Origin of the sequence: Shewanella alkalitolerans (assembly GCF_019457575.1) — a bacterium.
GTDB classification, from domain to species: domain Bacteria; phylum Pseudomonadota; class Gammaproteobacteria; order Enterobacterales; family Shewanellaceae; genus Shewanella; species Shewanella loihica.
Map to the genome: position 1 here is coordinate 4,433,097 of NZ_CP080422.1, position 22,221 is coordinate 4,455,317.

Annotated in this window: 20 protein-coding genes; 11 read left to right on the forward strand and 9 right to left on the reverse strand. The window is 56.7% G+C overall.

The window, feature by feature from the left end:
* Window positions 1-224 precede the first annotated feature (224 nt).
* Genes K0J45_RS19285 through K0J45_RS19300 form a run of 4 tightly spaced genes read left to right on the forward strand, consistent with a single transcriptional unit; the run spans window position 225 to window position 5,851 of the window.
* A complete protein-coding gene (locus tag K0J45_RS19285; RefSeq protein WP_220043736.1) occupies window positions 225-1,457 on the forward strand; it encodes a TolC family protein in 1,233 nt (410 codons plus the stop codon).
* Window positions 1,454-2,494, forward strand: coding sequence for an efflux RND transporter periplasmic adaptor subunit (locus tag K0J45_RS19290; protein ID WP_220043737.1), 1,041 nt, complete (start codon window positions 1,454-1,456; stop codon window positions 2,492-2,494). Before K0J45_RS19285 ends, K0J45_RS19290 begins: the two co-directional genes overlap by 4 nt.
* 1 nt (window position 2,495) lies before the next feature.
* Window positions 2,496-5,549, forward strand: a complete 3,054-nt coding sequence (locus K0J45_RS19295) for an efflux RND transporter permease subunit (RefSeq protein WP_220043738.1) — start codon at window positions 2,496-2,498, stop codon at window positions 5,547-5,549.
* Window positions 5,546-5,851: a DUF3240 family protein gene (locus tag K0J45_RS19300; RefSeq protein ID WP_220043739.1), complete on the forward strand. Its 306-nt coding sequence runs from the start codon at window positions 5,546-5,548 to the stop codon at window positions 5,849-5,851. Before K0J45_RS19295 ends, K0J45_RS19300 begins: the two co-directional genes overlap by 4 nt.
* A gap of 56 nt (window positions 5,852-5,907) precedes the next feature.
* Here the strand turns inward: K0J45_RS19300 and K0J45_RS19305 are convergent, their stop codons facing one another.
* Complete coding sequence (locus K0J45_RS19305; RefSeq protein ID WP_220043740.1) at window positions 5,908-6,855, reverse strand: PDC sensor domain-containing protein; 948 nt, start codon at window positions 6,853-6,855, stop codon at window positions 5,908-5,910.
* A 271-nt stretch (window positions 6,856-7,126) separates the two neighbouring features.
* Window positions 7,127-8,278 carry an alpha/beta hydrolase-fold protein gene (locus K0J45_RS19310; protein ID WP_220043741.1) on the reverse strand — a complete coding sequence of 384 codons (1,152 nt, stop codon included), beginning with the start codon at window positions 8,276-8,278 and terminating at the stop codon, window positions 7,127-7,129.
* A 345-nt stretch (window positions 8,279-8,623) separates the two neighbouring features.
* Here K0J45_RS19310 and mtnC point away from each other — a divergent pair, with 345 nt between their 5' ends.
* Window positions 8,624-9,301 (forward strand): acireductone synthase, encoded by a 678-nt coding sequence (gene mtnC / locus K0J45_RS19315; RefSeq protein WP_220043742.1) that lies wholly within the window; start codon window positions 8,624-8,626, stop codon window positions 9,299-9,301.
* Between the two features lie 192 nt (window positions 9,302-9,493).
* Window positions 9,494-9,922, forward strand: a complete 429-nt coding sequence (locus K0J45_RS19320) for an acyl-CoA thioesterase (protein WP_220043743.1) — start codon at window positions 9,494-9,496, stop codon at window positions 9,920-9,922.
* Window positions 9,923-9,939: 17 nt separating this feature from the next.
* Here K0J45_RS19320 and K0J45_RS19325 read toward each other — a convergent pair whose 3' ends face one another.
* Window positions 9,940-10,980 carry a Solitary outer membrane autotransporter beta-barrel domain gene (locus K0J45_RS19325; RefSeq protein WP_220043744.1) on the reverse strand — a complete coding sequence of 347 codons (1,041 nt, stop codon included), beginning with the start codon at window positions 10,978-10,980 and terminating at the stop codon, window positions 9,940-9,942.
* Between the two features lie 100 nt (window positions 10,981-11,080).
* On the opposite strand from K0J45_RS19325, the gene K0J45_RS19330 reads away from it, so the two are divergent.
* Window positions 11,081-11,326: a GNAT family N-acetyltransferase gene (locus tag K0J45_RS19330; RefSeq protein WP_220043745.1), complete on the forward strand. Its 246-nt coding sequence runs from the start codon at window positions 11,081-11,083 to the stop codon at window positions 11,324-11,326.
* A gap of 5 nt (window positions 11,327-11,331) precedes the next feature.
* On the opposite strand, the gene K0J45_RS19335 is transcribed toward K0J45_RS19330, so the two are convergent.
* The 6 genes from K0J45_RS19335 to K0J45_RS19360 all read right to left on the reverse strand — a co-directional run bounded on the left by K0J45_RS19335 (window position 11,332) and on the right by K0J45_RS19360 (window position 18,332).
* Window positions 11,332-11,736, reverse strand: coding sequence for an acyl-CoA thioesterase (locus tag K0J45_RS19335; protein WP_011867569.1), 405 nt, complete (start codon window positions 11,734-11,736; stop codon window positions 11,332-11,334).
* A 50-nt stretch (window positions 11,737-11,786) separates the two neighbouring features.
* Window positions 11,787-13,739 carry an acyltransferase family protein gene (locus K0J45_RS19340; RefSeq protein WP_220043746.1) on the reverse strand — a complete coding sequence of 651 codons (1,953 nt, stop codon included), beginning with the start codon at window positions 13,737-13,739 and terminating at the stop codon, window positions 11,787-11,789.
* Between the two features lie 172 nt (window positions 13,740-13,911).
* Entirely contained in the window at window positions 13,912-15,705 is a 1,794-nt protein-coding gene (locus tag K0J45_RS19345; protein WP_220043747.1) for an AMP-dependent synthetase/ligase, read from the reverse strand.
* Between the two features lie 127 nt (window positions 15,706-15,832).
* Entirely contained in the window at window positions 15,833-17,095 is a 1,263-nt protein-coding gene (locus tag K0J45_RS19350; protein WP_220043748.1) for a hypothetical protein, read from the reverse strand.
* Entirely contained in the window at window positions 17,092-17,937 is an 846-nt protein-coding gene (locus K0J45_RS19355) for an ABC transporter ATP-binding protein (protein ID WP_258406733.1), read from the reverse strand. Before K0J45_RS19355 ends, K0J45_RS19350 begins: the two co-directional genes overlap by 4 nt.
* A 14-nt stretch (window positions 17,938-17,951) precedes the next feature.
* The gene (locus K0J45_RS19360; RefSeq protein WP_011867573.1) at window positions 17,952-18,332 is read right to left on the reverse strand and encodes a GntR family transcriptional regulator; all 381 of its coding nucleotides are present in this window, start codon (window positions 18,330-18,332) and stop codon (window positions 17,952-17,954) included.
* A 91-nt stretch (window positions 18,333-18,423) separates the two neighbouring features.
* Between K0J45_RS19360 and K0J45_RS19365 the strand changes: the two genes are divergently transcribed.
* Genes K0J45_RS19365 through K0J45_RS19380 form a run of 4 tightly spaced genes read left to right on the forward strand, consistent with a single transcriptional unit; the run spans window position 18,424 to window position 22,166 of the window.
* Entirely contained in the window at window positions 18,424-20,001 is a 1,578-nt protein-coding gene (locus tag K0J45_RS19365) for an alpha/beta hydrolase (RefSeq protein ID WP_258406734.1), read from the forward strand.
* Complete coding sequence (locus K0J45_RS19370; RefSeq protein ID WP_220043750.1) at window positions 19,994-20,728, forward strand: ABC transporter ATP-binding protein; 735 nt, start codon at window positions 19,994-19,996, stop codon at window positions 20,726-20,728. The genes K0J45_RS19365 and K0J45_RS19370 overlap by 8 nt, the downstream gene beginning before the upstream one ends.
* Window positions 20,728-21,861, forward strand: coding sequence for an ABC transporter permease (locus K0J45_RS19375; protein WP_220045365.1), 1,134 nt, complete (start codon window positions 20,728-20,730; stop codon window positions 21,859-21,861). The genes K0J45_RS19370 and K0J45_RS19375 overlap by 1 nt, the downstream gene beginning before the upstream one ends.
* A gap of 56 nt (window positions 21,862-21,917) precedes the next feature.
* Window positions 21,918-22,166, forward strand: coding sequence for a hypothetical protein (locus K0J45_RS19380; RefSeq protein WP_220043751.1), 249 nt, complete (start codon window positions 21,918-21,920; stop codon window positions 22,164-22,166).
* The last annotated feature ends 55 nt before the right edge of the window (window positions 22,167-22,221 follow it).

A 22,221-nucleotide genomic window follows, 5' to 3' on the forward strand; every position in this document is an offset into this window, starting at 1 on the left:
CCTAACACGGGCCTGTCCACACTCAATTACGCGCCAGACAGCCAAAATCCACAGGCAAATCTACAGCCAAATTCCGATAATACAAAAAAGCGAAGCAACACAAAATCAATAAGTTAACTTATGGTACATATGTACCATAGGCCGCTTTATGATACATCTCCCTCAAGACAGGCGCGGCACAATCACTAGACTGACGGCACACTTTAATACCACAGAAATCGCTTATGTCCGTCGTTAAGTCTTGTATCAAGATATGTCTGTTGACCGCATTAAGTAGCAGTAGTTTCTTTGGCTATGCGGCCTCGACACATCAACTCCACCACCTGCTGAAGATCAGTAAGTCGCGGCTTCCCAATGCCAGCGCCCAGGCTCCCGTCGTCGAGGATGAACGCGCCCAGCAACTAAGCAGCTCAAGCTGGTTGATGGGGCTCCCCAGCATCAGCCTGAGCCATCTGGGTAGCCTGGACAATGGTAACAGCTACGAGCAGGAGGTGTCGCTCAATTTGCCATTAAAGTCCCCCGGCGCCTACGACAGCGACAGCCAGATCAAGCAGTTGTCCCAAGCCATCAATAGCCAGCAGCAGGCGCTGCAGAATCTCTACCTCTCCGGGCTGATCCGCCAAAGCATCTGGGACTATCGTCTTGCCAGCGTCAAGCTGGCCCAGCTGGAGCGCAAACGTAAGCTGCTGGATAAGCTGCATCAACAGCAGAAGCGCCTCACCGACGTGGGCGAGCTGCCTGTGGCCAACCTGCTGCTACTCGAGCGCGAACAGGTTGATATCGACCTGCAGCAGATCCAGCTTAAACAGCAACAGGCCGAGGCGGTCTCGCTGTTTTACCGTCTCACGGGCCAGCAACTGCCACCCGAATCCATCGATGATGAGCCAAGCGCCGAGCTGCGGCAGGTGTCCGAGTTCGACAACCAACTGGCCCAGCACCCCCTGTGGCAGCTGCAGCGACTACAGCAGCAACAGGCGCGTCTGCTGATCGAGCGTCAGCAGGCGGGCACACAAGATCCCTGGACCCTCTCACTCACCGCCAAGCGCACCGCCGACGACCAGCTCGACGACAATCAGCTGGGGTTGGGGATCACTGTCCCCCTGGGGGTCAGCTCTGCCCTGTCCCAGAGTGACCTCGCCAGCTGGCAACAGACCAATCAGGAGCAGATGCTGCAAAGCGATCGCACCTATCTACAACTCAAGACTCAGGCGGAGAAGCTAGCCAAGCAACAAGAGACCCTCAGCCAGCAGCAAGCACTTTTGAAACAGGGGCTCTCCCTGAGCCGCACCATCACCGAAGAGCTGGCCAAGGTGAAAGACCAGAACCAGGTGAGCTATGAGATCTGGCTGCGCCGCTACATGGATGCGCTGGATACCGAATCACGCCTGGCGCTAAATCGGGTCAGCCAACAACAACTCCATTCTCAGCAACTACAAGCCTTAGGAATCTCATTATGACGGCCAAGTATGGTGCCAGCCTCCTCTGTTTATCCGCATTTCTCTCCGCCAGCCTTATGCATCCCGCTCAGGCCGAGCCATTAAGCTTAGAGACCCTAGGCAAGCTTGCCTTAAGCTATGTGCAGCCGCAGAAGGTGGCCAGCTACGAGGGCAGCGCCCTGCCCGCCCAGGTCGCCCGCCTACCCGGCAACGATTACTGGGTCAGCACGCCGGAAAATATTCAGCAGGTCACCTTCCTGGTGGGCCAAGGCCAGCCCGTCACCCAAGGCCAGGCCATCGCCAGGCTGACCGGCCCAGAGGTATTCCACTTCCTGGCCCAAGTCGAGGCCGCCAGCAGCCTGTATCAACTGGCGAAGCAGCGTTACGATCGTAACCGCCCGCTGCTGAAGAACGGCAGCATAAGCGCCGACAAGTGGCGCGAGATCAGCCAGGACTATTTTGCCAGCCACCTCGAATATGAGCATATGCAGCATTTCATGGCCATGGTGCTCGCCAAGGATGAGGCCAGCGAATCGCTGACCATAGGCGCGCCCGTGGCCGGTATCGTCAAACTCAATCAGCTCGACACCCCCTACCACGCCGGCACACAGCTCTTCTCTCTGGTGCCCAGCGATGCCATTCGCGTCAGGGTCAATGTGCCCATGAGCCAGTCGGCCTCGCTGTCGGCAATCAACATCAATGCCTGTCACCTCACCATAGATGCCCAGTCGGCCATCGCCGACGGCGCCTTTATCAACGCCTGGTCGGAGCCGGTTCCTCAAGGCTGTAACTTGTTGCTGGGACAGCAGATAACTGTGATACCCGAGTATCAAAAGGCCGTCTACCTGCTGCCCAAGCACAGCGTCTTCAGCTGGGAGCAGGAGAGTCAGGTATTTACCCAGCAGGCGAGCCAGCTCGAGGCGGTCACCATAGAAATTTTGGGATCGACGCCTGAGCAGTACATAGTCGCCAGCGACCTGGATCTGAGCCAGATGCAGGTATTGTCGCAGTCTGTGGCGGCGGTAAAAGGGATCATGCTCGGCCTAGGGGGCGAATAAGATGCTGACCTCGGTAATACGCTTCTCCCTCACCCAGCGCCTGTTTGTGCTGATCGTCGCCGCCATTTTGATGGCCGCCGGCGGCAAGGCCTGGCTGGCGATCCCCTTAGATGCCTTTCCCGATATCTCGCCCACCCAGGTGAAGATCATCCTCAAGGCGCCGGGCATGACGCCCGAAGAGATAGAGGCGCAGATCACTGTGCCCATAGAGACAGAGCTGCTTGGGATCCCCAATCAGGCGATTCTGCGCTCGACCACCAAGTACGCCATCAGTGACATCACCCTGGATTTCGCCGAAGGCACAGACATCTACTGGGCGAGACAGCAGGTGAGCGAACGCCTGGCCGCCGTGTGGGACAGCTTCCCTGAAGGGGTCTCCGGCGGTGTTGCCCCCATGAGTACTCCCTTGAGCGAGATCTTCATGTTCTCCCTGGAAAACCCCAACCTGTCGCTGATGGAGCGCAGGCAGCTACTGGAGTGGGAGGTGCGTCCCTTGCTGCGCACTGTGCCCGGGGTGGCCGACGTTAACATTCTCGGCGGCTATGCCAAGAGCTTCAGCATCAATCCCAACCCGGCGGCCATGGCGGCGGCCGGCATAGGCTTTGCGGATCTGCAGCAAGCGATCAAGGACAACAACCACAACGAGGGCGCAGGTAAGCTCACCATAGGCACAGACACCATTATCGTGCGCGCCGAGGGCCGCATCGACGACATCGATGAGCTGGGACAACTCGTGGTGAAGGCCGACGATGCCAAGGTCTATCGTCTTAAGGATCTGGCCGAGATCCAGATAGGCCACCTGGCGCGCTACGGCGCCGTCACCAAGGATGGCGAGGAGACCGCCGAGGCACTGATCATCGCCCTGAAAGACACTAACACGGCGCAAGTTGTCGACGGCATTAAGCAGAAACTAGCGCAGATCCAGACCAGCCTGCCAGAGGGCAGCGTGATCAACACCTTCTACGATCGCGCCAACCTGATCAACACCGCCATAGACACCATCTCCAGCGCCCTGTTCGAGGCGGTGCTCTTAGTGATCGTGCTGCTGGCACTGTTTCTGGGCAATGTGCGCGCCGCCCTGGTGGTGTCCCTGTCGCTGCCGCTGGCGGCCCTGATGACCTTCCTGCTGATGGATCTGTTCGACCTGTCGGCCAACCTGATGAGCCTGGGCGGCCTGGTGATCGCCATAGGCATGTTGGTGGACTCCTCTGTGGTGGTGGTCGAAAACATGGTGAATCAGATCGCCTCCAAGCAGCGACTGCCGCGCCTGCACCTTATCTTCCGCGCCACCAAGGATGTGGCCATCCCTGTGGTCTCGGGCACCATCATAGTCATCATAGTCTTCTCGCCCCTGCTGAGCCTCACCGGCCTGGAGGGCAAGCTGTTTACCCCGGTTGCGGTCACCATAGTGTTTGCCATGCTCTCCTCCCTGGTGCTGGCGCTCACCGTCATCCCTGTGATCGCCTCCTATCTGGTGAACGAGAAGGCGGCCCAGGAGCCCAGGGCGATAGAGAAGCTCAAGGCCGCCTACCTTGGCAGCCTGAAGCGCACCTTCGAGGCGAAGAAAGGCTTTATGCTGACCGCCTTCAGCCTGCTGATCGTCAGCCTGGGGCTGTTTAGCCTGGTGGGCAAGACCTTCATGCCCACCCTGGATGAGGGCGATATCATTCTGCAGCTGGAGAAGTCGCCCTCTATCTCGCTGGAGGCCTCCATCGCCATCGACAAACAGATACAGCAGACCCTGCTGAGCAAGGTGCCGGAGATCAAACAGATGGTCGCCCGCACCGGCGCCGACGAGATAGGCCTGGATCCCATGGGGCTGAACGAGACGGACGTGTTTCTCGAGCTGGCCCCGCGCAGCGAGTGGCGCTTCGATACCAAGGCCGAACTGATCGAGGCGATTCGCGGCGAGCTGCTGCAATACGCCGGGGTTAACTTTAACTTCACCCAGCCGATCCAGATGCGGGTCTCCGAGATGTTGACCGGCAGCATAGGCGATGTGGCCATCAAGGTGTTCGGCACAGATATCGACACCCTGGGCACACTGACCGGCGAGATCCAGCAACTGGTGAGCGCCACAGTCGGCAGCGTGGATGTGAAGATGTCGCTTATTGAGGGCAGCCCCTTCATCAACCTTACCCTGGATAACGAGCTGGCTAGAGGCTTCGGCATGAGCACCATGGAGTTTGCCCGCTACCTTAAGAGCCAACTCGAAGGGGTGGCGGTGACCGAGGTGCTGCAGGGCAAGAAGCGCACCCCAGTGCTGATCGCCAGCGGCGAGGGTAAGCTTGGTAGCATCAATGAGCTTAAGCAACAGCTGCTGGTGATGCCGGATCACTCCCTCAGGCGCCTGACCGATGTGGCCAAGCTCAGCTATAAGGAGGGCCCGATACTGATCGAGCGGGAACAGGGGGATCGCTTCTCGGTGATCACCACCAACGTCGAGGGACGGGATATCGTCGGCTTCGTCGAGGAGCTTAACGCCAAGATAGGCGAGCAGATCAAGCTGCCTGCCGGTTACAGCGTCAGCTTCGGCGGCGAGTTTGAGAATCAGCAGCGAGCCACCAACAACCTGCTGCTGGTGATCCCTATCGCCATGGCGCTGATCACCCTGATCCTCTTCACCACCTTCGGCTCCCTCTCCAAGGCGGGGCTGATCCTGGCCAACGTGCCCTTCGCCATGATGGGCGGCATCGTCAGCCTCTACCTGTCGGGAGAATACCTGTCGGTCCCCGCGTCGGTGGGCTTCATCGCCCTCCTGGGGGTAGCCGTGCTCAACGGCGTGGTAATGGTCAGCTACTATGAGCAGACCCGCCACCTGTTTAGCGACCTGCTAACCCGGGTGGAACAGGGCGCCATGCGCCGCCTACGCCCCATCCTGATGACGGCCACCACCGCCATGTTTGGCCTGATGCCGCTGGTGTTTGCCACCGGCCCTGGTGCCGAGATCCAGAAACCCCTGGCCATAGTGGTGATAGGCGGCCTGCTGACCTCCACCATCACCACCCTCTACCTGTTGCCTATCCTCTACTACTGGCTGGAGAAACGCCGATGAGCAGTGAACAACTACTGGTGCTGATCGCCCAGAACGATATTAAAGACGACATAGTCGACACCCTAATCGAGCTGGATTTTCTCTCCGGCTTCAGCCTGGGCAATATCTGCGGCTTCAGCCGCGAGCACAGCCACTTCAACATCAAGGAACAGGTGGAGGGCTATCGGGAGTTCTGCAAGTTCGAGATCATGCACCCCGGCAGCCAGCAGCAGGCCCTGCTCGCCGAACTCGCCAGGGTGTGCCAACACAACCCCTGTCGCTACTGGATCATACCGATCCAGCAGACAGGCACCCTCTGCTAGCTTTGGATAACGCCTTAGGCCTGTACTCTTTCGCCTATGACTTAAGAGCCAAGGGCCTAAGGCTTACCATTGCCCTGTTTGAGCAGTAGCTCGGCCTTGGCGCCGAGAAACACATAGATCCCCAGCCCCACCAGCAGGCCGACGACGGCGAACATCATGCCGATGGCGGGCTGCACATACTTCATCTCTCCCAGAGAGGCCTTGAACATGGTCAGCAGGGCCTCGATGGAGATGGCGATCAAGATAGTGGAGATAAAGCGGGTGATGGTGCGCCGGGTTGAGCTGTGGCGGAAGATATCCTTGTGCATCAACACCTCCTCTTCGAGGATCGTCTTACCCAGATCGAACACCGCCAGAGCCAGGGTGATGAAGATGATGATGCTAAAGGGCTTGATGGAGCCACTGGGCACCAACCCTTCGGCGAGCAAGGCGGCGATATCCACGGTCGCCATGCTGATGAGCACCAGCACCATGATAAACAGCCCGACCACCAGCGCGGTATAGACCCCCTTGAACAGGGGCGTCGCCCGCCGTCTGGCCCGATCGCCCATCATAAACTCTATCAATTGAGTGAGATTAATATCCACCACGATAAAACCCCGGCCCGAGTCGTCTTCGATACGATAGGAGGCCGACAGGCAGAGCTGGCCGCTGGCATTGGAGAGGTAGGGAGTGGTGATCTTGAGCAACTGCGTCTCCTGCGCCTTGGAGAAGTAGGGCCTGTGGCTTCTACTCAGGTTGCGCCCCACTGGGATCGCCTGCACCACACGATTGACTATGGCCACGTTGTCGCTGATCTGCACCCCATCGCCGTCGAGCACATAGAGCAACTCGATAAAGGGATAGCTGTTGGCGATCTCGGCCATGGCCCGCACCCGAAAGCCAGGGTCGGACAACATCAGGGGATCGCTTATCCCCACCAGAATCGACTCCAGCAGCTCCTTCACCAGCTGCTCATGTTCATGGTACCGCTCGATCACGCTCAAGTAACTCATTGCCGCCATAGACTGCTCCCCTTAGATAACGGCTCTAAGCTTTGCAACTATGGCGCCAATCCCTCTCGCGGGCACAGAAACCCGGCTAAGACAGAGGAAAACGCCGCGCCACGGGGCGAAAACCCAGGCAGGAGGAGGCTGATAAGGAGATGAATCGCCGGAGCCTGGGCGTGCAATTCGCTCTGACTGCGCCGAAACACACTGGCATCTGCACCAAAAGAGGGCAGATGCCAGCCTATTTCAACACAGGTAAACGGCGAAGAGCCTTATGTAGAATCAATTAGTGCCGCTGCGCCTCTAGCGCCGCCAGGCTCTCACTGTATTTACGGGTCCAGAAGGGATGGTCTGTCTTGGCCAGCGCCTGCTTCTGCTGGGCAATGGCTAAGTCATACATCTTCAGCTCGCCGTAGGCCCTTGCCAGGGCATCGTGGGCGGTGTGGGAGTCGGGATTGGCCTCCACCGCCGCCTGATAAACAGCCAGCCCCTTGTCGCTATCCTTGGCAAACTCGGCGTCCGCCAGGGCGATCAGCGAATCGGTGGACGGCACGGGGAAGCCATACTTCTGCTGCGACAGGTAACTATAGTGGTCGAGAATCGCCTTCACGCCGCCCTTGGCGATCGCTGAGTCTGGCGAGAGCACCCTGTGGTAGTCGTCGAACAGCCACTCTATGCCGTAGGCGGTCGCCAGGATCGGCTGGGTCATATAGTAGGTGCCGTCGAAACGCTTCACCTTATAGTGCAGCGCCGGATGATTGGTCGTCTCGAGCAGCTCCTCTAAAGCCGCGAAATCCGCCAGCTGACGCTGCTCGAAATCGCTGTCGCTGGTAGTCAGCATCAGGTAGCGTGGCTTGCCCTTGAAGCGCTCCAGTTTGTCTGCGGCCGACTTGATCACATAGGCAAAATCGTCACTTAATACCGGGCTCGCCGCCAGGTAGGCGTTGAACAGCTCGGGGCGATTAAGCAAGGTGTAGAGCACCAGGCCGGCATTGCCGGTAAAGCCGTTCATGATACGAAAGCCATTGGTGCGATACTTGGCGTCGATCGCGGGCAGCAGCGACTGCTCCATGAAATCCAGCAGGGCGACGCTGCCTTCCTGCTCTATCGCCTGACTCTTCAACTTGCCCAGCGCCTGGTCGCCGTCGGGCGCGGTGACGATTATGGTCTCCAGCCAAGGCCAGTCGCCGTTGTGGCTCATCCAGTCATGCATCCCCTCGAGATAGCCGCGGCTGCGGGGATGGAAGTCGAACAGTAGCACATAGCGCTTATCTAGGTTCTCGCCATAACTGGCGGGCAGGGTGACCTTGAAGGCCATGGGCTTGTCGACGCCCGGCGCCTTAACCATCAGCGTTTCAAGGTTGGTCGGCGCCGCCTGAACCAGGTTCAAGCCACTGCCGAGCAGTAAGATAACACCAGCAATCCATTTATTTATCACGTGTATTCCTTATTATTGTTAAGTGATTGGGCGACCTGAGCCGTTACCAGGTGGACATGAGAAAGTGCGGATAAGCAACTAATAAATGGGGTATTTAAGAGTCATTCGCCCTTCCTTGTTTCCCTTTCCATGTTTTACGACCCAAGCGAATGAGTATGATATTTAAGCAAAAGCAAGTCAAACCTCCACCCGAAAACGCCAGACCTGTTTCCCCTTGTGATCCGCTGCGCCTTCGCTCGTCTTTGGGCGATAATTCACTAGCCAAAGGGGCGTTTTCAGCTTAGGATCTGGCCTGTCATTTAAGCGAATCATTTCTATTAATGCATAGTGGAGTAAGCCAACGTTATGGGTATTCGAGCCATAGTTGTAGATACAGCAGGTACAACAACCGATCTGAACTTTATTCAGGACACCCTTTTTCCCTATTCGTCTAAGGCACTCGCTGATTTTTTAGAAGATAATCAAACTAATGTATTGGTCGACAACTGCATCAGCGACGTGAAAGATATCGCGCTGGAACCGGACGCCTCACTGGAGCGCGTGGTAGAGATACTGCAACAGTGGATTGCCGAAGATCGCAAGGCCACTCCGCTTAAGACGCTGCAAGGCCTGATCTGGAAACAGGGCTACGCCAAGGGCGAATTTAAGGGTCACATCTACCCTGACTTCATCGACAGCGTGAAAGAGATTAAGGCGCAGAACGTGCGTCTCTATAGCTTCTCTTCTGGCTCTGTGGATGCCCAGAAGCTGCTGTTCAGCCACAGCGACGGCGGCGACCTGACCGAATACTTCGATGGCCATTTCGACACCCGCACCGGCAACAAGCTGTTTAAACAGGCCTACCTTAACATCATCAACACCATCAGCCTGGCGCCTAAGCAGGTGCTGTTTGTCTCGGATGTGCTCGAGGAGCTCAAAGCTGCCGAGCAGGCGGGCATGCGTGTGATGCAGATGGTGCGCGAGACTACCCAGCGTACCGGCGACTACCCGCAGATCACCAACTTTAAAGAGTTGAGCTTCTAATCTGTCGGTTAAAAAATAAAGGCACCCCAGGGTGCCTTTTTTGTTGCCCGCTCGCCGAACAAATCGAAGAACGCGAGAAAGCCTCATCCTGATTCATTAGCCACTCGAACGCCCTCAGGGATTGGTATTGTGTCGAGATACTGATATCTTAACCCAAAACTAAACGCTTGTTTGAAAATTGAAGGTTAAGATATGGAGCAGTTCGCTAGCCAATTTCCCTTTCACACCCGTATCCCGGTCGCCTGGGGCGAGATGGACGCCCTGAAGCACGTCAACAATGCGGTCTATTTCCGTTACTTCGAGACGGCGCGGATAGACTTCTTTAACCAGCTGTTTCCGCTGGATAAGCTCTATCAATACGGCATGGGCCCAGTGATCAGCGACAACCATGCACGCTACAAGCGTCCGGTCACCTTCCCCGACACCCTATTGATCGGCGTCAGTATCAGCGACATCCACAAGGACCGCTTCACCATGCACTATCAGGTGTTCAGCGAGCAGCAACAGGCGATTACTACCAAGGGCTCCTCGGTCGCCGTCATGTTCGACTTCAATAAACAAGCCAAGGCAAATCTGCCCGACGAGTTACTGGCCGTGCTCAAGGATCACTGCATCGACTAATCTCGATTGTGTCGGGCTCACATCTCCTCGTTAAACAGCAACACTATGCCGCCGCCACTCAGGCCGCTGTTGATGTTGAGTGTGATGCCTATCCCTATGTTGCGCAGCCAGGCAGACAGCGAGGGGGTCTGCACAACCCAGCCGGCGCCGAACTCGTAGTAGTGGCGCGTCCCCATGGGGTCTATCACATCGCCGCTGAGATCGATCCGTTTGGCCAGCAGGCGCATCTCGTTCTGACGATCGAAGAAGTCGGTCAGCCCGTAGTGAAACACCAGGGCGTTGCTCAGTCGCCCGACCTGAGGCGTCACCGCCTGCATGCCATCGTCGGTCAGCAGGCTACGACCTATGCCGTATCTGAGGGTGCTGATAAATTCCCACTTGTTCCCCATGAGGTCACCGGTATAGGTCAGCTCGGCATTGGGGTCGAACATGATGGCGCCATAGCTGGTGTTCACCAGCTTGTCATCGAGAATGCCACTGACGCTGCGCAGCACGGGATCGTTATAGGTTAGGCGGTTTTCCAACCAGATAAACTGCGCCCCCAGGCCAAAGACCGCCCGCCACTGCTCATTTATCTGATACTTCCAGCGATACTCGCCCGCCAGCAGGTAGCTGGTATCCTTGATCGGACTGCTGATGGTCTCATCCTCCAGCCCCTGTATGCTGTCGCTGGCGTGCACGTAGGAGAGGCGCACCTGGATGCTTTGGGACCACTCGGGCGAGAGCGGCACTGTGTCGCTCTCCCAGGGCAAGGTGTAGGAGGTCAGCTGACTGCGACGCTTGAGCGACTCTTCGTCACCGGCGTTGATATCGCCTATCTCGCTCAGGTCCACTATGGTGTTGGGGTTGAAGTCGACTATGCCTAAGGTGATCAGGTTGGCGTCGGTCAGCACCATGGCACTGGTGATATCCCCCTTCACCTTGGACTCGACCGCCCCACGAATGTCGATCTCCTGGGCCAAGACAGTGGTGCCGCTCCCTAACAGGAGCGTGAGTCCCAATGCCGCAAGTCCCTGGGCCGCAACGTGCTTTAAACGACTGAAAGATAGGCTTATCAAGCCGCTCCCCCTAAGCTAAATGTTGACCGAATCATCTTGTGACTTATCTCCTCACCCTGTGCTAACGTTAAGAGTCATCCAACCAAACGAGAAGCAGACTATGACCCAGGAGACGATATTACACCAGGCCGACCAGCAGCGATTTGTGTTGTCGATTGCAGGCCATGATGCGGTATTAGAATATCAGCGGCAAGGTGATAAGGTGGATTTTGTACGGACCTTCGTGCCGGATCCCCTCAGGGGTCAGGGCGTGGCCGGGCGCCTGGTACGCCATGGGTTGGAGTGGGCCAAGTCCCAGCAACTCGCCATCAACGCCAGTTGCTGGTACGTGCAGAAGTTTTTGTAACCCGTTTATTCGCCGGTCAGGGTCAGCAGGGCCTGCTTCACCTCTTCCCCTATGGGTCGGCTCTTGTCGATACTGTAGTCGTAATGCACTAAGGTGGTCTTGGCCTCGGCGGTCATCTTGCCGCCCTGCCAACTCTGCTGCGCCACCTCGAAGCTGGCGTTACCCACGCGGCTGATCCAGGTCTTGATCTCCACCGGCTGACCATACTGGGTCGGCGAGGTGTAGGCTATGGTGAAGCCCGCCACAATCAGGTTCCACTCGGCCAGGTTGAGCGAGGGATTGAAGATGGCGAAGATAGGCTCGCGCGCCGCCTCGAACCAGACGGGCATCACGGTATTGTTGATATGGCCCAGGCCATCGGTTTCATTGAATCTGGGTTGAATGGTTAAACTGAAAGAGCGTAACGGCACAGGCACCCCTTATTATTATCATTTTAAAACATAGACTTAAGTGTGGTTAACTAGTTTTTAAATATTTTCTCGAACATGGGTACGAGTAATTTATTGCCATATTCACTAAGGTGATTGCTATCAAAATATAAAGGTCGCCCTTCCAGGCTCCCCATACATCGCCCATCGTGACACAAATAAGGTAAGGGATCTAATATCTTGGCGCCACATGCCCCCACAGCCTTATCCTGAGCCCGCCATACAGCATCGTGACGTCTGTGATAATCAGATTCATCAATATAGATATCTTGCGCCGCTTGAGAAAACATCTGTTTCCGATAAAGCATCTGGGGAACATCTACCCCCATCTCAGGTATAGGGCGCATCAAGTAAACAGGGCGATATTGGCTCAATAGACACACGGTTTGAAGCTGGTCTTCCTCATAGGCCTTAAGTACCTGCTCGGTAGTCTGTGTTGCATCCTCACCAAAATAGAGAGTGGGTAGACTCTTAGACTCATGGCGCTCATTGTACCCAAATATCGCCCCAGTAATTCTGGCCACAAGAATTACTGGCACGTCACTCTTATGGGAAAGATATTTAATAACCTGTTCATTAAACTGGTGACAAGTCGAACCTGGCGACTTGAGTCTAGCCCCCTGTAGCGTTGGACATGCGTTATAACTCATCTCCTCTATGCTGGCATCACTTCCCGCCGCTGCGACAACACTGGACACCACGGCATTCGCATGGCTATCACCCACCACAACAGCCTTCAGCTCGCCCTCACCGTGTTTGCAAGGCGATTGCGTTATATCTCGACCTGCACTGAGTAAACACTCTTTCAACCTGGGGTTACGATTAAACGTCTCACGACTGGCCAACTCAACCGCTTCTGGCAACCGACCATCAACTTGTAAATGCCGAATTCCTACGGCAGATAACTCAGTGAGTAAAAGCACGCCAAATAGAATCTGCGCCGCCCGCTTTGTTCCCAATAAATTGAGTCGACGACGTGTGCTTGTCTCGATAACTCGATAAGATAATTCACTCAATAATAGAGTTAATAGCAGACCCCCTATTATCCAGGTTACATTATTGTATTGGTCTGAATAACCTAGAAAAACAACAATAGGCCAATGCCAGAGATAGAGCGAATATGAAATCAACCCCACTCGGGTCGCTACGGGATTGACCGTCAAAATCGATTTCTGCCTACTTGCCGCCAGTACCAGCATCGTCCCCAACACCGGTACTAGAGCATTTTCTCCCGGCCAAGGCATATTTGCATTGAAGCCTAAAATGGCCAGCAAAATCAGAGATAAGCCTAGTATTTCGATGACAATAGCCGCCCTGGGTTGCAACTGGCGATGTCGCATCAACCACCAGACAAGCCCCCCAGCAAGCATTTCCCAGGCTCTATAGGGCAGTAAATAAAAGGCCGCGCTCAGATCAACCCGTACCATATATATGGACAAACCCAACGAGACGATTAACAAAGAACTCAAGCCAAGCATGACTCCTCGAGCCCCGCAAATTCTCCAAGCCAATGCCAGCATCAGCGGTAAGAGTAGATAAAACTGCCACTCCACCGATAATGACCAGGTATGAAGCAGCCATTTCTCGTGGGACGCCACGTCAAAATAACCTGCTTCACTATTAAATTTGTGATTCGAAATAAAGAGCGCCGTGCCAACGATATGGGTGCCTAGTTTTTGATAATCTATGGTCGATAACCAGAACCAACCAAATATCACCAGCGCAATGCAAAGCACAGCTAAGGCAGGAAAAATACGCTTCGCCCGAGACAGGATAAAGTGTCTATATGAAAAGGTATTAGTTTCCAGTCCAGTTACTATAATTTGTGTCATAAGCAAACCGGAAATGACAAAGAATATGTCAACGCCAACATAGCCGCCACCAAAGCCCGGAATGCCAAAATGGTACAAAATAACGGCAATAACAGCCCAGGCCCTCAGGCCATTAATATCGAAACGAAACTGTTTAGGGACGGCTTTGGACATAAGCTAACTCGTACTTAACGACTTTCAAAAGTGGAAGGCCCAGATAAAGTTGGCAATTGTATCACTGTGCTTAGGTATTACTGAAGGCATATTCGTTGAATATGCCAGTGCCCCAGAAGTTAGACGCTGGGGCGAAGTGTTTAGCTATTTATAGGTGATAGCTATATTATCCTCATGAATACATAGCATTAATTTCTGTGGCGTACTTATGGTAGATCATCTTGCGCCTTAGCTTCATGGTCGGCGTCAGCAGGCCGGCCTCCATGGAAAACGCCTCGGGCAGCAGGGTGAACTTCTTGATCTTCTCGAAACCTGCCAGCTCCTGCTGCAGATGCTTGAGGCGCTGCTCGAAGTGCTCGATCACATGGCTGTGGCGCAGTAGCTCCATGGGCGACTCGTAATGTAGTCCCTTCTCCTCGGCCCAAGCCTCTAACGACTCGAACGCCGGTACGATGAGCGCGGTCACATAGTTTTTCGCATCGGCGATCACCGCCACCTGCTCGATGAAGGGGCAGCAACCTACCTTACCCTCGACCCGCTGCGGCGCTATGTACTTGCCGTTGGAGGTCTTCATCAACTCTTTAATTCTGTCTGTGATAAACAGGTTGCCCTGCTCGTCTATCTGACCTGCGTCGCCCGTCTTCAACCAGCCATCTTCGAAGCTGTCGGCGGTCTCTTGAGGGCGGTTGTAGTAGCCGCGCATCACGGTATCGCCGCGCACCAGGATCTCGTTGTCTTTACCCAGCTTGATCTCGACTTCTGGCAGCGTCTTACCGTTAGAGCCGGCGACACGGTTATCTAGGGTATTACAGGTCACGGTCGCCGTGGTCTCCGTCATGCCGTAACCGCAGAGCACGGGAATATCTATGCCATGGAAGAAGCTGGCGACGTTCTGATCCAGCGCCGCGCCGCCGCAAGGCATAAACTTAAGCCTGCCACCCAGCACCTGCTGCAGCTTGCTGTACACCAGCTTATGGGCCAGTTTCCACTGGGTCTTGAGCCACCAGGAAGCCTTAGCGCGCCCTTGACTCACCTCGAACTGACGCTCACCCACAGACATGGCCCAGGCGAACAGCTTCTTGCGAGTGTCGGGCGCCTTATTCACCTTGTCCTGCACCGCGCTGTAGACCTTCTCCAGGAAACGCGGCACCACACATAGGGTGTGGGGACGAATATCGACGATCGCCTCTTTCACCGTCATAGGATCTTTGAGGTAGACGTTATGACCGCCGCGGCATAACACATAGAAGCTCCAGCCGCGCTCGAACACATGGCTCAGCGGCAGGAAGGCCAGCGACACATCGCCAGGCGTGAAGGGCAAAATGGTATCGTGCTGGCGGATCACTGAGGCGATATTGCGATAATCCAGCATCACCCCTTTAGGGTCGCCCGTGGTGCCCGAGGTGTAGATAAGGGTCAGCAGATCGTCCAGGGCCAGGTTAGCCAAACGGCGAGCCAGTTCGGCCTCGACCTCGGGCGAATGGGTTTGCGTCAGCAGGCTATCGAAATGAACAGCCGTATCCTCTTGCTTAAGTGCCACCTCGGCATCGAATACCACGATCTGGGTCAGGCTAGGGCAGAGTGCAAGCAGTTCGCGGGCCATGCGGTACTGCTCGGCATCGCCGACAAAGATCAGCTTAGCCTGGGCGTCATCTATGATGTAGCGCGCCTGCTCCAGGGTACTGGTGGGATAGATAGGCACCACCACAGCCTTGGCCTTGAGGGCACCGACATCGGCACAGGTCCACTGGGGGCAGTTCTGCGACAGGATCGCCACCTTGTCTTGAGCCGCAAAACCAGAAGCGATCAGCGCCTTAGCGATCTGGTCACCAATCTCGTCGAATCGTCGCCAACTGATCTGTTGCCAAGGCGCCGATAAGCCATAGCCTTCCAATGCGATGGCATCGCCACGTTGCTGGCTCTGGGCCTGCATCAGGCTGATGGGATGATACTGTTGGAGCGACATAATTTTCTGACCCTTTTAGCGTACACTTGTACCTGTTTTGGCGCATTTTACTGCAATGGCGGCCAAAAAATAAGAGTTTTTGCTCCAATAATGTTAATTGGAGCACAAAAGTCAGGCGCTATCAGGATTAGGCCAGGGCGTCGCGCCACAACTTTCGCTTGCCCCACCAAAGCGTTAGCAGAGAAAAGGCCACCAGGCCGATATCCAGGGTCACATAGGTGGTGAGGTCTCTGCCCTCGCGCAGTGCCACCAGTGCGGTGGACAACCAGATGGCGTGACAGATCACCACTAACATACTCAGTGAGATATGCATGGCGCTGCGGGCGGCGCAGCCCAGGCCCAGCAAGAAGGCGCAGACGCAAAAGGTGCTGAGCACCAGATGGCTCCAGATGAGCAGGGTAAAGTCGGGCTTGAGTATCAGGGTGCAGGTGGCCAGCAGCGCCATGGTGCCGGTGAAATACCCCAGCAGACGATACTGGGCGCTGGCGAAGGCCTCGATCAGCCCCTGTTTACCGTCGAAGCCCGGCAAGATATAGAGGGTCTCAGTCGCCCGCCATCTCTGCACGCGGCTCCAGTGCACTAAGGTACAGGCGACGGCGCTGAACTGACCCATGATGAAGAGCACGGGCAGCTCGATGCTGACAAAATAATTCACCAGCCCCAGCAGCAGCGCCAGCGCAGGCAGTAACACCAGCATCATGGAGAGCATGGGGCCGACAAAGAAGTTTACCGGATGCAGCCACCTGTCCAGACGGTTCATCAGGCTGTTTGAGCCCAGATTAGGCAACCAGAACCAGCCCATCTCCAGGCCATTGAGGTAGACAGATCTCGCCTCCAGGTGCCAGACCTCAGCCCTGAGATCAGCACGTATCAGATAGATGAGCCCCACGACAGCCAGCGGCACCAGATAGAAGCTGAGACTAGGCAGGAACGCCGTCATCTCAGGTGTAAAGGGCAGCAGCAGAAACAGGGCGAAAGAAAAGTAAAACCCCTTGATGTGTCGGCGACAGAAATAGATGAAGGCGACCCCAGCCAGGCTCGCCAGCAGCACCTGCTGAACCGCCGCCTCGAGGGGCAATAATATCGCCGCACTCAGCGAGATCAGGGTAGCGATAATGCCCACGATGAGCGCCTGCCATTGAATGCTCTCGGCGTAGCCGGGCACCAGGCTGGCCCACTCGGTGGCCGACAGGCGATTGAGTTGCCAGGCGATCGCCGCGCAGGTAGAGACCTGCATCATCCCCAGCATGATAGGCATGGCGTCGTATTTTCCCGAGAACGCCAGCACCAGCATCATCACCAGCGCCAGCAGTCCGGTGCCGAGAAAACTGGCACTGCCCACATCGAACAGCCAGAAGCGCAGCATGCCGCGCAGCGCTTTAGGCATCATCTGTGCAGCTCCATGAAGAGTTGTTCCAGGTTCATTGGCGTCACCGAGGTGAAGCTTGGTGCCATGGCGGCCTCATAGTGATCCACCAGCAGCTTATCCTGCTGACGATTGAGCACAACAAGCCCCTCGGGCAGAGACTCGCCCGGCTTGAGACTCACCAGCTGCACGCTCTCCCTGAGGGCATCTATCTCCTTGAAGAGTACCAGCTTGCCCTTGCGCATCAGGGCCACATGGCTGGCGACCCGCTCGAGATCTGAGGTGATGTGTGAAGAGAAGAGCACCGCCGAGCCGGCATCCAGCGCCAGGTCGAACAGATCCGACATAAACTCACGCCGGGCGATAGGATCCAGGCTGGCAACCGGCTCATCGAGGATCAACAGCTTAGGGCGATAGGCCATGGCCATGATCAGCGCCAGCGACTGGCGTTGCCCCACAGACAGTCGCTGTACCTGCTGCGCCCCATCAAGCTGGAAGCGGCTCAGCCACTCCTGCTCCAGCGACCTGTCCCAGTTAGGATAGAAGCTGCGATGCAGGGCCAGGGCGCGCTCGACGGTGAAGCCCTCATACCCAAAGGGTTGCTGAGGCACATAGCCTATCAGCTCCTTCTGCGCCGAGCTGATGTTGTCGCTGGTGCCGCCCAGTATCTCTATCTGCCCCTCGGTAACCTCGAGGATCCCCAAGGCGCAACGCATCAGGGTCGACTTGCCCGCACCATTTTGCCCCAGCAGGCCTACCACCATGCCGGGATAGAGGGTCATCGACAAGTCATCTATGGCTAGCTGGCCGTCAAAGGCCTTAGTGAGCCCATGAAAGGCTAATATGGCTTGATTGCTCTCTTGCATCTGCATCTGTTCCTTTATTGCGCCTGTTGCCATGCCTTGGCGATGATGGCATTGAGTTCCTCCAGACTAACGCCTAACTGTTTAGCCTGGTTGATAAGTGAATTGACTTGTGGCGCCATCAGGTCGGCACTCGAGGTGCCTTGGCTGTCGCCACGCTGTGCCACCCGGGTGGGTTGGCCGCGGCGACGCTCGAGCCAGCCCTGCTCCACCAACTGCTGAATGGCGCGGGAGACCGTCATGGGATTGACCGCCAGGTGCTCGGCGATCTGCCGCACCGAAGGCAGCACCTCCTGGGGTTGCAGCTGGCCGCCGACGATCAGACGCACTATCTGATCGCTAAGCTGGCGGTAGATGGGGTCGCCATTACTGGGGTTGACATTGAGTAAATCTAGCATTAGCCTTTATTCACTGTATTAATACATTGATACACCGATACAGTACTAAATTAACATAGATACGGTAAATTTCAACTAAGGAATCGGTATCATGCTTCAAGGAAAGGTTAAATTGATGGCCAATAGATTCACCCGGCAGCAGCGGCTAGCCGCGCTACTCCTGCCCGCCTGCTTGGCGCTACTGCTGTTGTCTCAGCCCACCTGGGCAGACGCTCAACCAGCAGATCAGCAAGACAGCAAATCTGAGTCTTGCTATGTGGACGACCTGTCTGATCGTCTGCGCTGCGGCGCCATCACGGTACCGGAAAATTACGCTAAGCCCCAGGGCAAACAGATACAGATCCACTATCTGGTTCTGCCCGCCATCAAACCCAGTTTCGAGAAAGAGGCTCTGCTCGCCATTGCCGGTGGCCCAGGCCAATCGGCCATAGATAATGCCGCCAGCTTCGATAAGATCTTTACCAAGGTGCGCCAGCAGCGGGACATACTGCTGATCGACCAGCGCGGCACAGGTCTCTCTAACCAACTCGTCTGTGAAGGCGCCGGCTTCGAAGGCGGCCTGGCCTTCAACGACGATGAGCTGGATATCGCCGCCGAGACCAAGGCCTGCCTCGCCAAGATAGATGCCGACGTCAGCCAGTATGGCAGCGAAACTGCCCTTAAAGATTTTGAGGCTGTAAGGCAAGCCCTGGGATACCAGAAGCTGCACCTATATGGCATCTCCTACGGTACCCGCATGGCCCAGCTCTATATGCGTCACTACCCAGAGGCCCTGGCTACCGTGACGCTGGACGGCGTGGTGCCCATGCAGCAGAGTGTGCTCAATATCGGCGATGCCATCACCCGCGCCATCGACCTGCTGCTCCAAGATTGCCAGGGCAACGCCCTATGTCATCAAGAGTTCCCTAATCTCAAAGCTGAGCTAGAACAGGTCGAGGCGCAGCTCAGCCAGGGGCCGCAGATCAGTCAGACCCGCGATCCCCTCACCAATGCGTCGACCCAGCTCACCATGACTCGCGCCAAATTTATGGGCGCCATCCGCATGGCGCTCTATATGCCCAATGTCAGGGCGCTGCTGCCCCACGCCATCCACCAGGCGGCCGAGGGGAATTTTCAGGCCATCATGGGGCTATACGCCCTCACGATGAACAGCACTGGCATAGCCGCCGGCATGCACTCGGCCGTGGTTTGTGGCGAAGACTGGCACCGCTTCAGCGAGGCCGAGCGTCAGCAGATAGGCCAGAGTTACTTCGGTCGGGAGATGCTTGAGGCCTTCGATCTGAGCTGCCCTATCTGGCATATTCCGGCGGTAGGTGAGGATTTCTCCTCCCCCATAGCCAGCGCCCTGCCGACACTCGTGCTATCGGGACAGATAGACCCGGCCACGCCACCTAGCTGGGGCGAGCTGGCCATGGCCAAGCTGACCAATGCCAAGCATTTCGTCGCCCCCTATGCGACTCACGGGGTGGCCTATCAGTCTTGCGCCAACACACTGATCGCCGAGCTTATCAGCAGTGGCAGCGTCGACGGCCTGTCTCAGGAGTGCCTGAGCAAAGATATCAGCCGTAACTTCTACCTCAACGCCAACACGGTAGAGGCCATCCCACAAGGCACACTTAGCCATTCCACTCTCGGTGGCGACCAGCAGCAAGGAGCACGCCATGATTAAGGTATCGAATTTATCTAAACGGATCGGCGAGGTGCAGGCGCTGAACGACCTCAGTTTCGAGGCGCTGGACGGCCAGATCACCGGCCTACTGGGCCCTAACGGCGCGGGCAAGACCACCTGTCTGCGCACCGTCTTCGGCCTGCTCAAGCCAGACCAGGGCATCGCCGAGATCGACGGCATAGATGTCGCCAAACAGCCTGTGGCCGCCAAGCAGCAGCTGGGCCTGTTCCCAGACCCTTTCGGCCTGTATGAGCGCCTGACGCCGAGAGAATATATCCGCTACTTCGCCGAGCTTAGCGGTCTCTCCCGCGAGCAGGCCAAGGCCGCCTCGGCCAAGGTGCTGAGCAAGCTGCACATGGACGATATTGCCGATCGCCGCTGCAAGGGATTCTCCCAAGGGCAGAGAATGAAGACGGCGCTGGCCCAGGCGATAGTGCATGAGCCCACCAATATCATACTCGACGAGCCCACCCGCGGCCTGGACGTGATGAGCACCCGGGTGCTGCGCGACCTGCTCAGGGATCTCAAACAGGCGGGACACTGCGTACTCTTCTCCAGCCATGTGATGCAGGAGGTCGCCGCCCTGTGCGATCGCGTCATCGTCATGGCCGAGGGGCGCGTGGTCGCCGTCGGCAGCCCACAGGAACTCTGCCAACAGACGGGCCAGGCCTCACTGGAAGACGCCTTCATTCAGCTAATCGGTACCGACGAGGGAATCGCAGCATGATCAGTTCAATCATTACCATGGTCAGAAAAGAGCTGACCGATGCCGCCAGGGACAAGCGCTCCGTGATGGCGGGCCTCTACTACGCCATCGGCGCGCCGCTGATGATGTGCGGCATGTTTATGATCCTCATCGGCCAGATCACCAGCCCTGAGGCGCTTAACATCACCATCACCCACGGCGAGCGCGCACCGGATCTGGTGAAATACCTCGCCAGCAACGAGATAAGCCAGGGTGATGAGGCCGATCGCAAGGAGATAGAGCTTGTCATCAGCCCTGACTACGCCTCCAACATGGCCAAGAGTCAGGCCGCCGAGATAGTGCTGATCGCCGACAACTCCAACGAGAAGCTACAGTCTTCTATCCGTCGGCTGGAGAAGGCGCTGCAAGAGTACAGCGCCGAGATGGGCAGCCTGCGACTGATCGCCCGCGGCATAGACCCTAAGGTGATGCAGCCAATCAAGGTCAAGGTGGAAGATCAGGCCACCTCAGACTCCAAGGGCGGCATGATCTTAGGCGTCGCCATCTTCATGATGGTCTATGCGGTGTTCATCTCCGGCATGAACCTGGCCATAGACACCAGCGCCGGCGAGCGCGAACGCAACTCGCTGGCCCTACTGCTCAGCCATCCGGTATCGACCCGGGATATCGTACTAGCCAAGGTGGCGGCGGTGACCATCTTCGCCATGCTGGGGCTAATCCTCACCCTAGTGATCTCTAAGGTCGCCTATGGCTTCGTGCCTTGGCAGGAGCTGGGCTTCTCGGTCAACATCAATGTCGACTTCATCCTCTTGATGCTGGCGATCGGCCTGCCCATCGCCCTGATGGCGGCGGCGCTGCAGCTGTTCGTCTCCTTCATGGCCAAGTCGTTCAAGGAGGCGCAGTCCTACCTGACCATAGTGCTGATCGTGCCCATGATGCTGTCGATGGCGGCGAGCTACAACATAGCGCCAGATACCCTGCAGTGGCTGCCGATATCGGGGCAGATGCAGGCGCTGATCGCCTTCATCAAGGGCAAGGAGATCCCCATGACGCAGCTGGCGCTCTCCAGTGCCATCACCTTCGTCATCGCCCTGGCACTGGCCCTGGGCATGGAGCGCTCACTCAAGAGCGAGAAAATCGTCTTCGGACTCTAACCCCGACTTTGTCATCGACAAGGGCCGCCATCGGGTGGCCCTACAAGGAGCATGCTATGGATAAGCAACAAGTGGTTATGATCGTCATGTTGGTCTTGGTGGTCGCCACCAGCCTCAGCGAACTCTATAAATACCGCCTCAGGCAAGAGAGACGCCGCCCTACAAGGGGCGACACGGATGAGATGAGCCGCCTGAGACAGGAAAATAAGCGACTGGCCGAGCGCGTCAGCGTGCTGGAGCGTATCGTCACCGATAGCGACTATCAGCTGAAACGGGAGTTTGCCGAGCTCAATCGCAGTGCTTAGGCTTGGGTCTTGGCTTAACTTAGCCTCGTTTAGACCCAGCACTAGGCAAGGCGCC

What these genes read in the sequence shown, in the direction of transcription:
- K0J45_RS19295 (WP_220043738.1), top strand. Translation starts at nt 2,496, where the DNA reads ATGCTGACCTCGGTAATACGCTTCTCCCTCACCCAGCGCCTGTTTGTG.
- K0J45_RS19380 (WP_220043751.1), top strand. Translation starts at nt 21,918, where the DNA reads ATGGATAAGCAACAAGTGGTTATGATCGTCATGTTGGTCTTGGTGGTC.
- K0J45_RS19345 (WP_220043747.1), bottom strand. Translation starts at nt 15,705, where the DNA reads ATGTCGCTCCAACAGTATCATCCCATCAGCCTGATGCAGGCCCAGAGC.
- K0J45_RS19300 (WP_220043739.1), top strand. Translation starts at nt 5,546, where the DNA reads ATGAGCAGTGAACAACTACTGGTGCTGATCGCCCAGAACGATATTAAA.
- K0J45_RS19285 (WP_220043736.1), top strand. Translation starts at nt 225, where the DNA reads ATGTCCGTCGTTAAGTCTTGTATCAAGATATGTCTGTTGACCGCATTA.
- K0J45_RS19340 (WP_220043746.1), bottom strand. Translation starts at nt 13,739, where the DNA reads ATGTCCAAAGCCGTCCCTAAACAGTTTCGTTTCGATATTAATGGCCTG.
- mtnC (WP_220043742.1), top strand. Translation starts at nt 8,624, where the DNA reads ATGGGTATTCGAGCCATAGTTGTAGATACAGCAGGTACAACAACCGAT.
- K0J45_RS19355 (WP_258406733.1), bottom strand. Translation starts at nt 17,937, where the DNA reads ATGCAAGAGAGCAATCAAGCCATATTAGCCTTTCATGGGCTCACTAAG.
- K0J45_RS19320 (WP_220043743.1), top strand. Translation starts at nt 9,494, where the DNA reads ATGGAGCAGTTCGCTAGCCAATTTCCCTTTCACACCCGTATCCCGGTC.
- K0J45_RS19360 (WP_011867573.1), bottom strand. Translation starts at nt 18,332, where the DNA reads ATGCTAGATTTACTCAATGTCAACCCCAGTAATGGCGACCCCATCTAC.
- K0J45_RS19350 (WP_220043748.1), bottom strand. Translation starts at nt 17,095, where the DNA reads ATGATGCCTAAAGCGCTGCGCGGCATGCTGCGCTTCTGGCTGTTCGAT.
- K0J45_RS19330 (WP_220043745.1), top strand. Translation starts at nt 11,081, where the DNA reads ATGACCCAGGAGACGATATTACACCAGGCCGACCAGCAGCGATTTGTG.
- K0J45_RS19290 (WP_220043737.1), top strand. Translation starts at nt 1,454, where the DNA reads ATGACGGCCAAGTATGGTGCCAGCCTCCTCTGTTTATCCGCATTTCTC.
- K0J45_RS19370 (WP_220043750.1), top strand. Translation starts at nt 19,994, where the DNA reads ATGATTAAGGTATCGAATTTATCTAAACGGATCGGCGAGGTGCAGGCG.
- K0J45_RS19305 (WP_220043740.1), bottom strand. Translation starts at nt 6,855, where the DNA reads ATGGCGGCAATGAGTTACTTGAGCGTGATCGAGCGGTACCATGAACAT.
- K0J45_RS19365 (WP_258406734.1), top strand. Translation starts at nt 18,424, where the DNA reads ATGCTTCAAGGAAAGGTTAAATTGATGGCCAATAGATTCACCCGGCAG.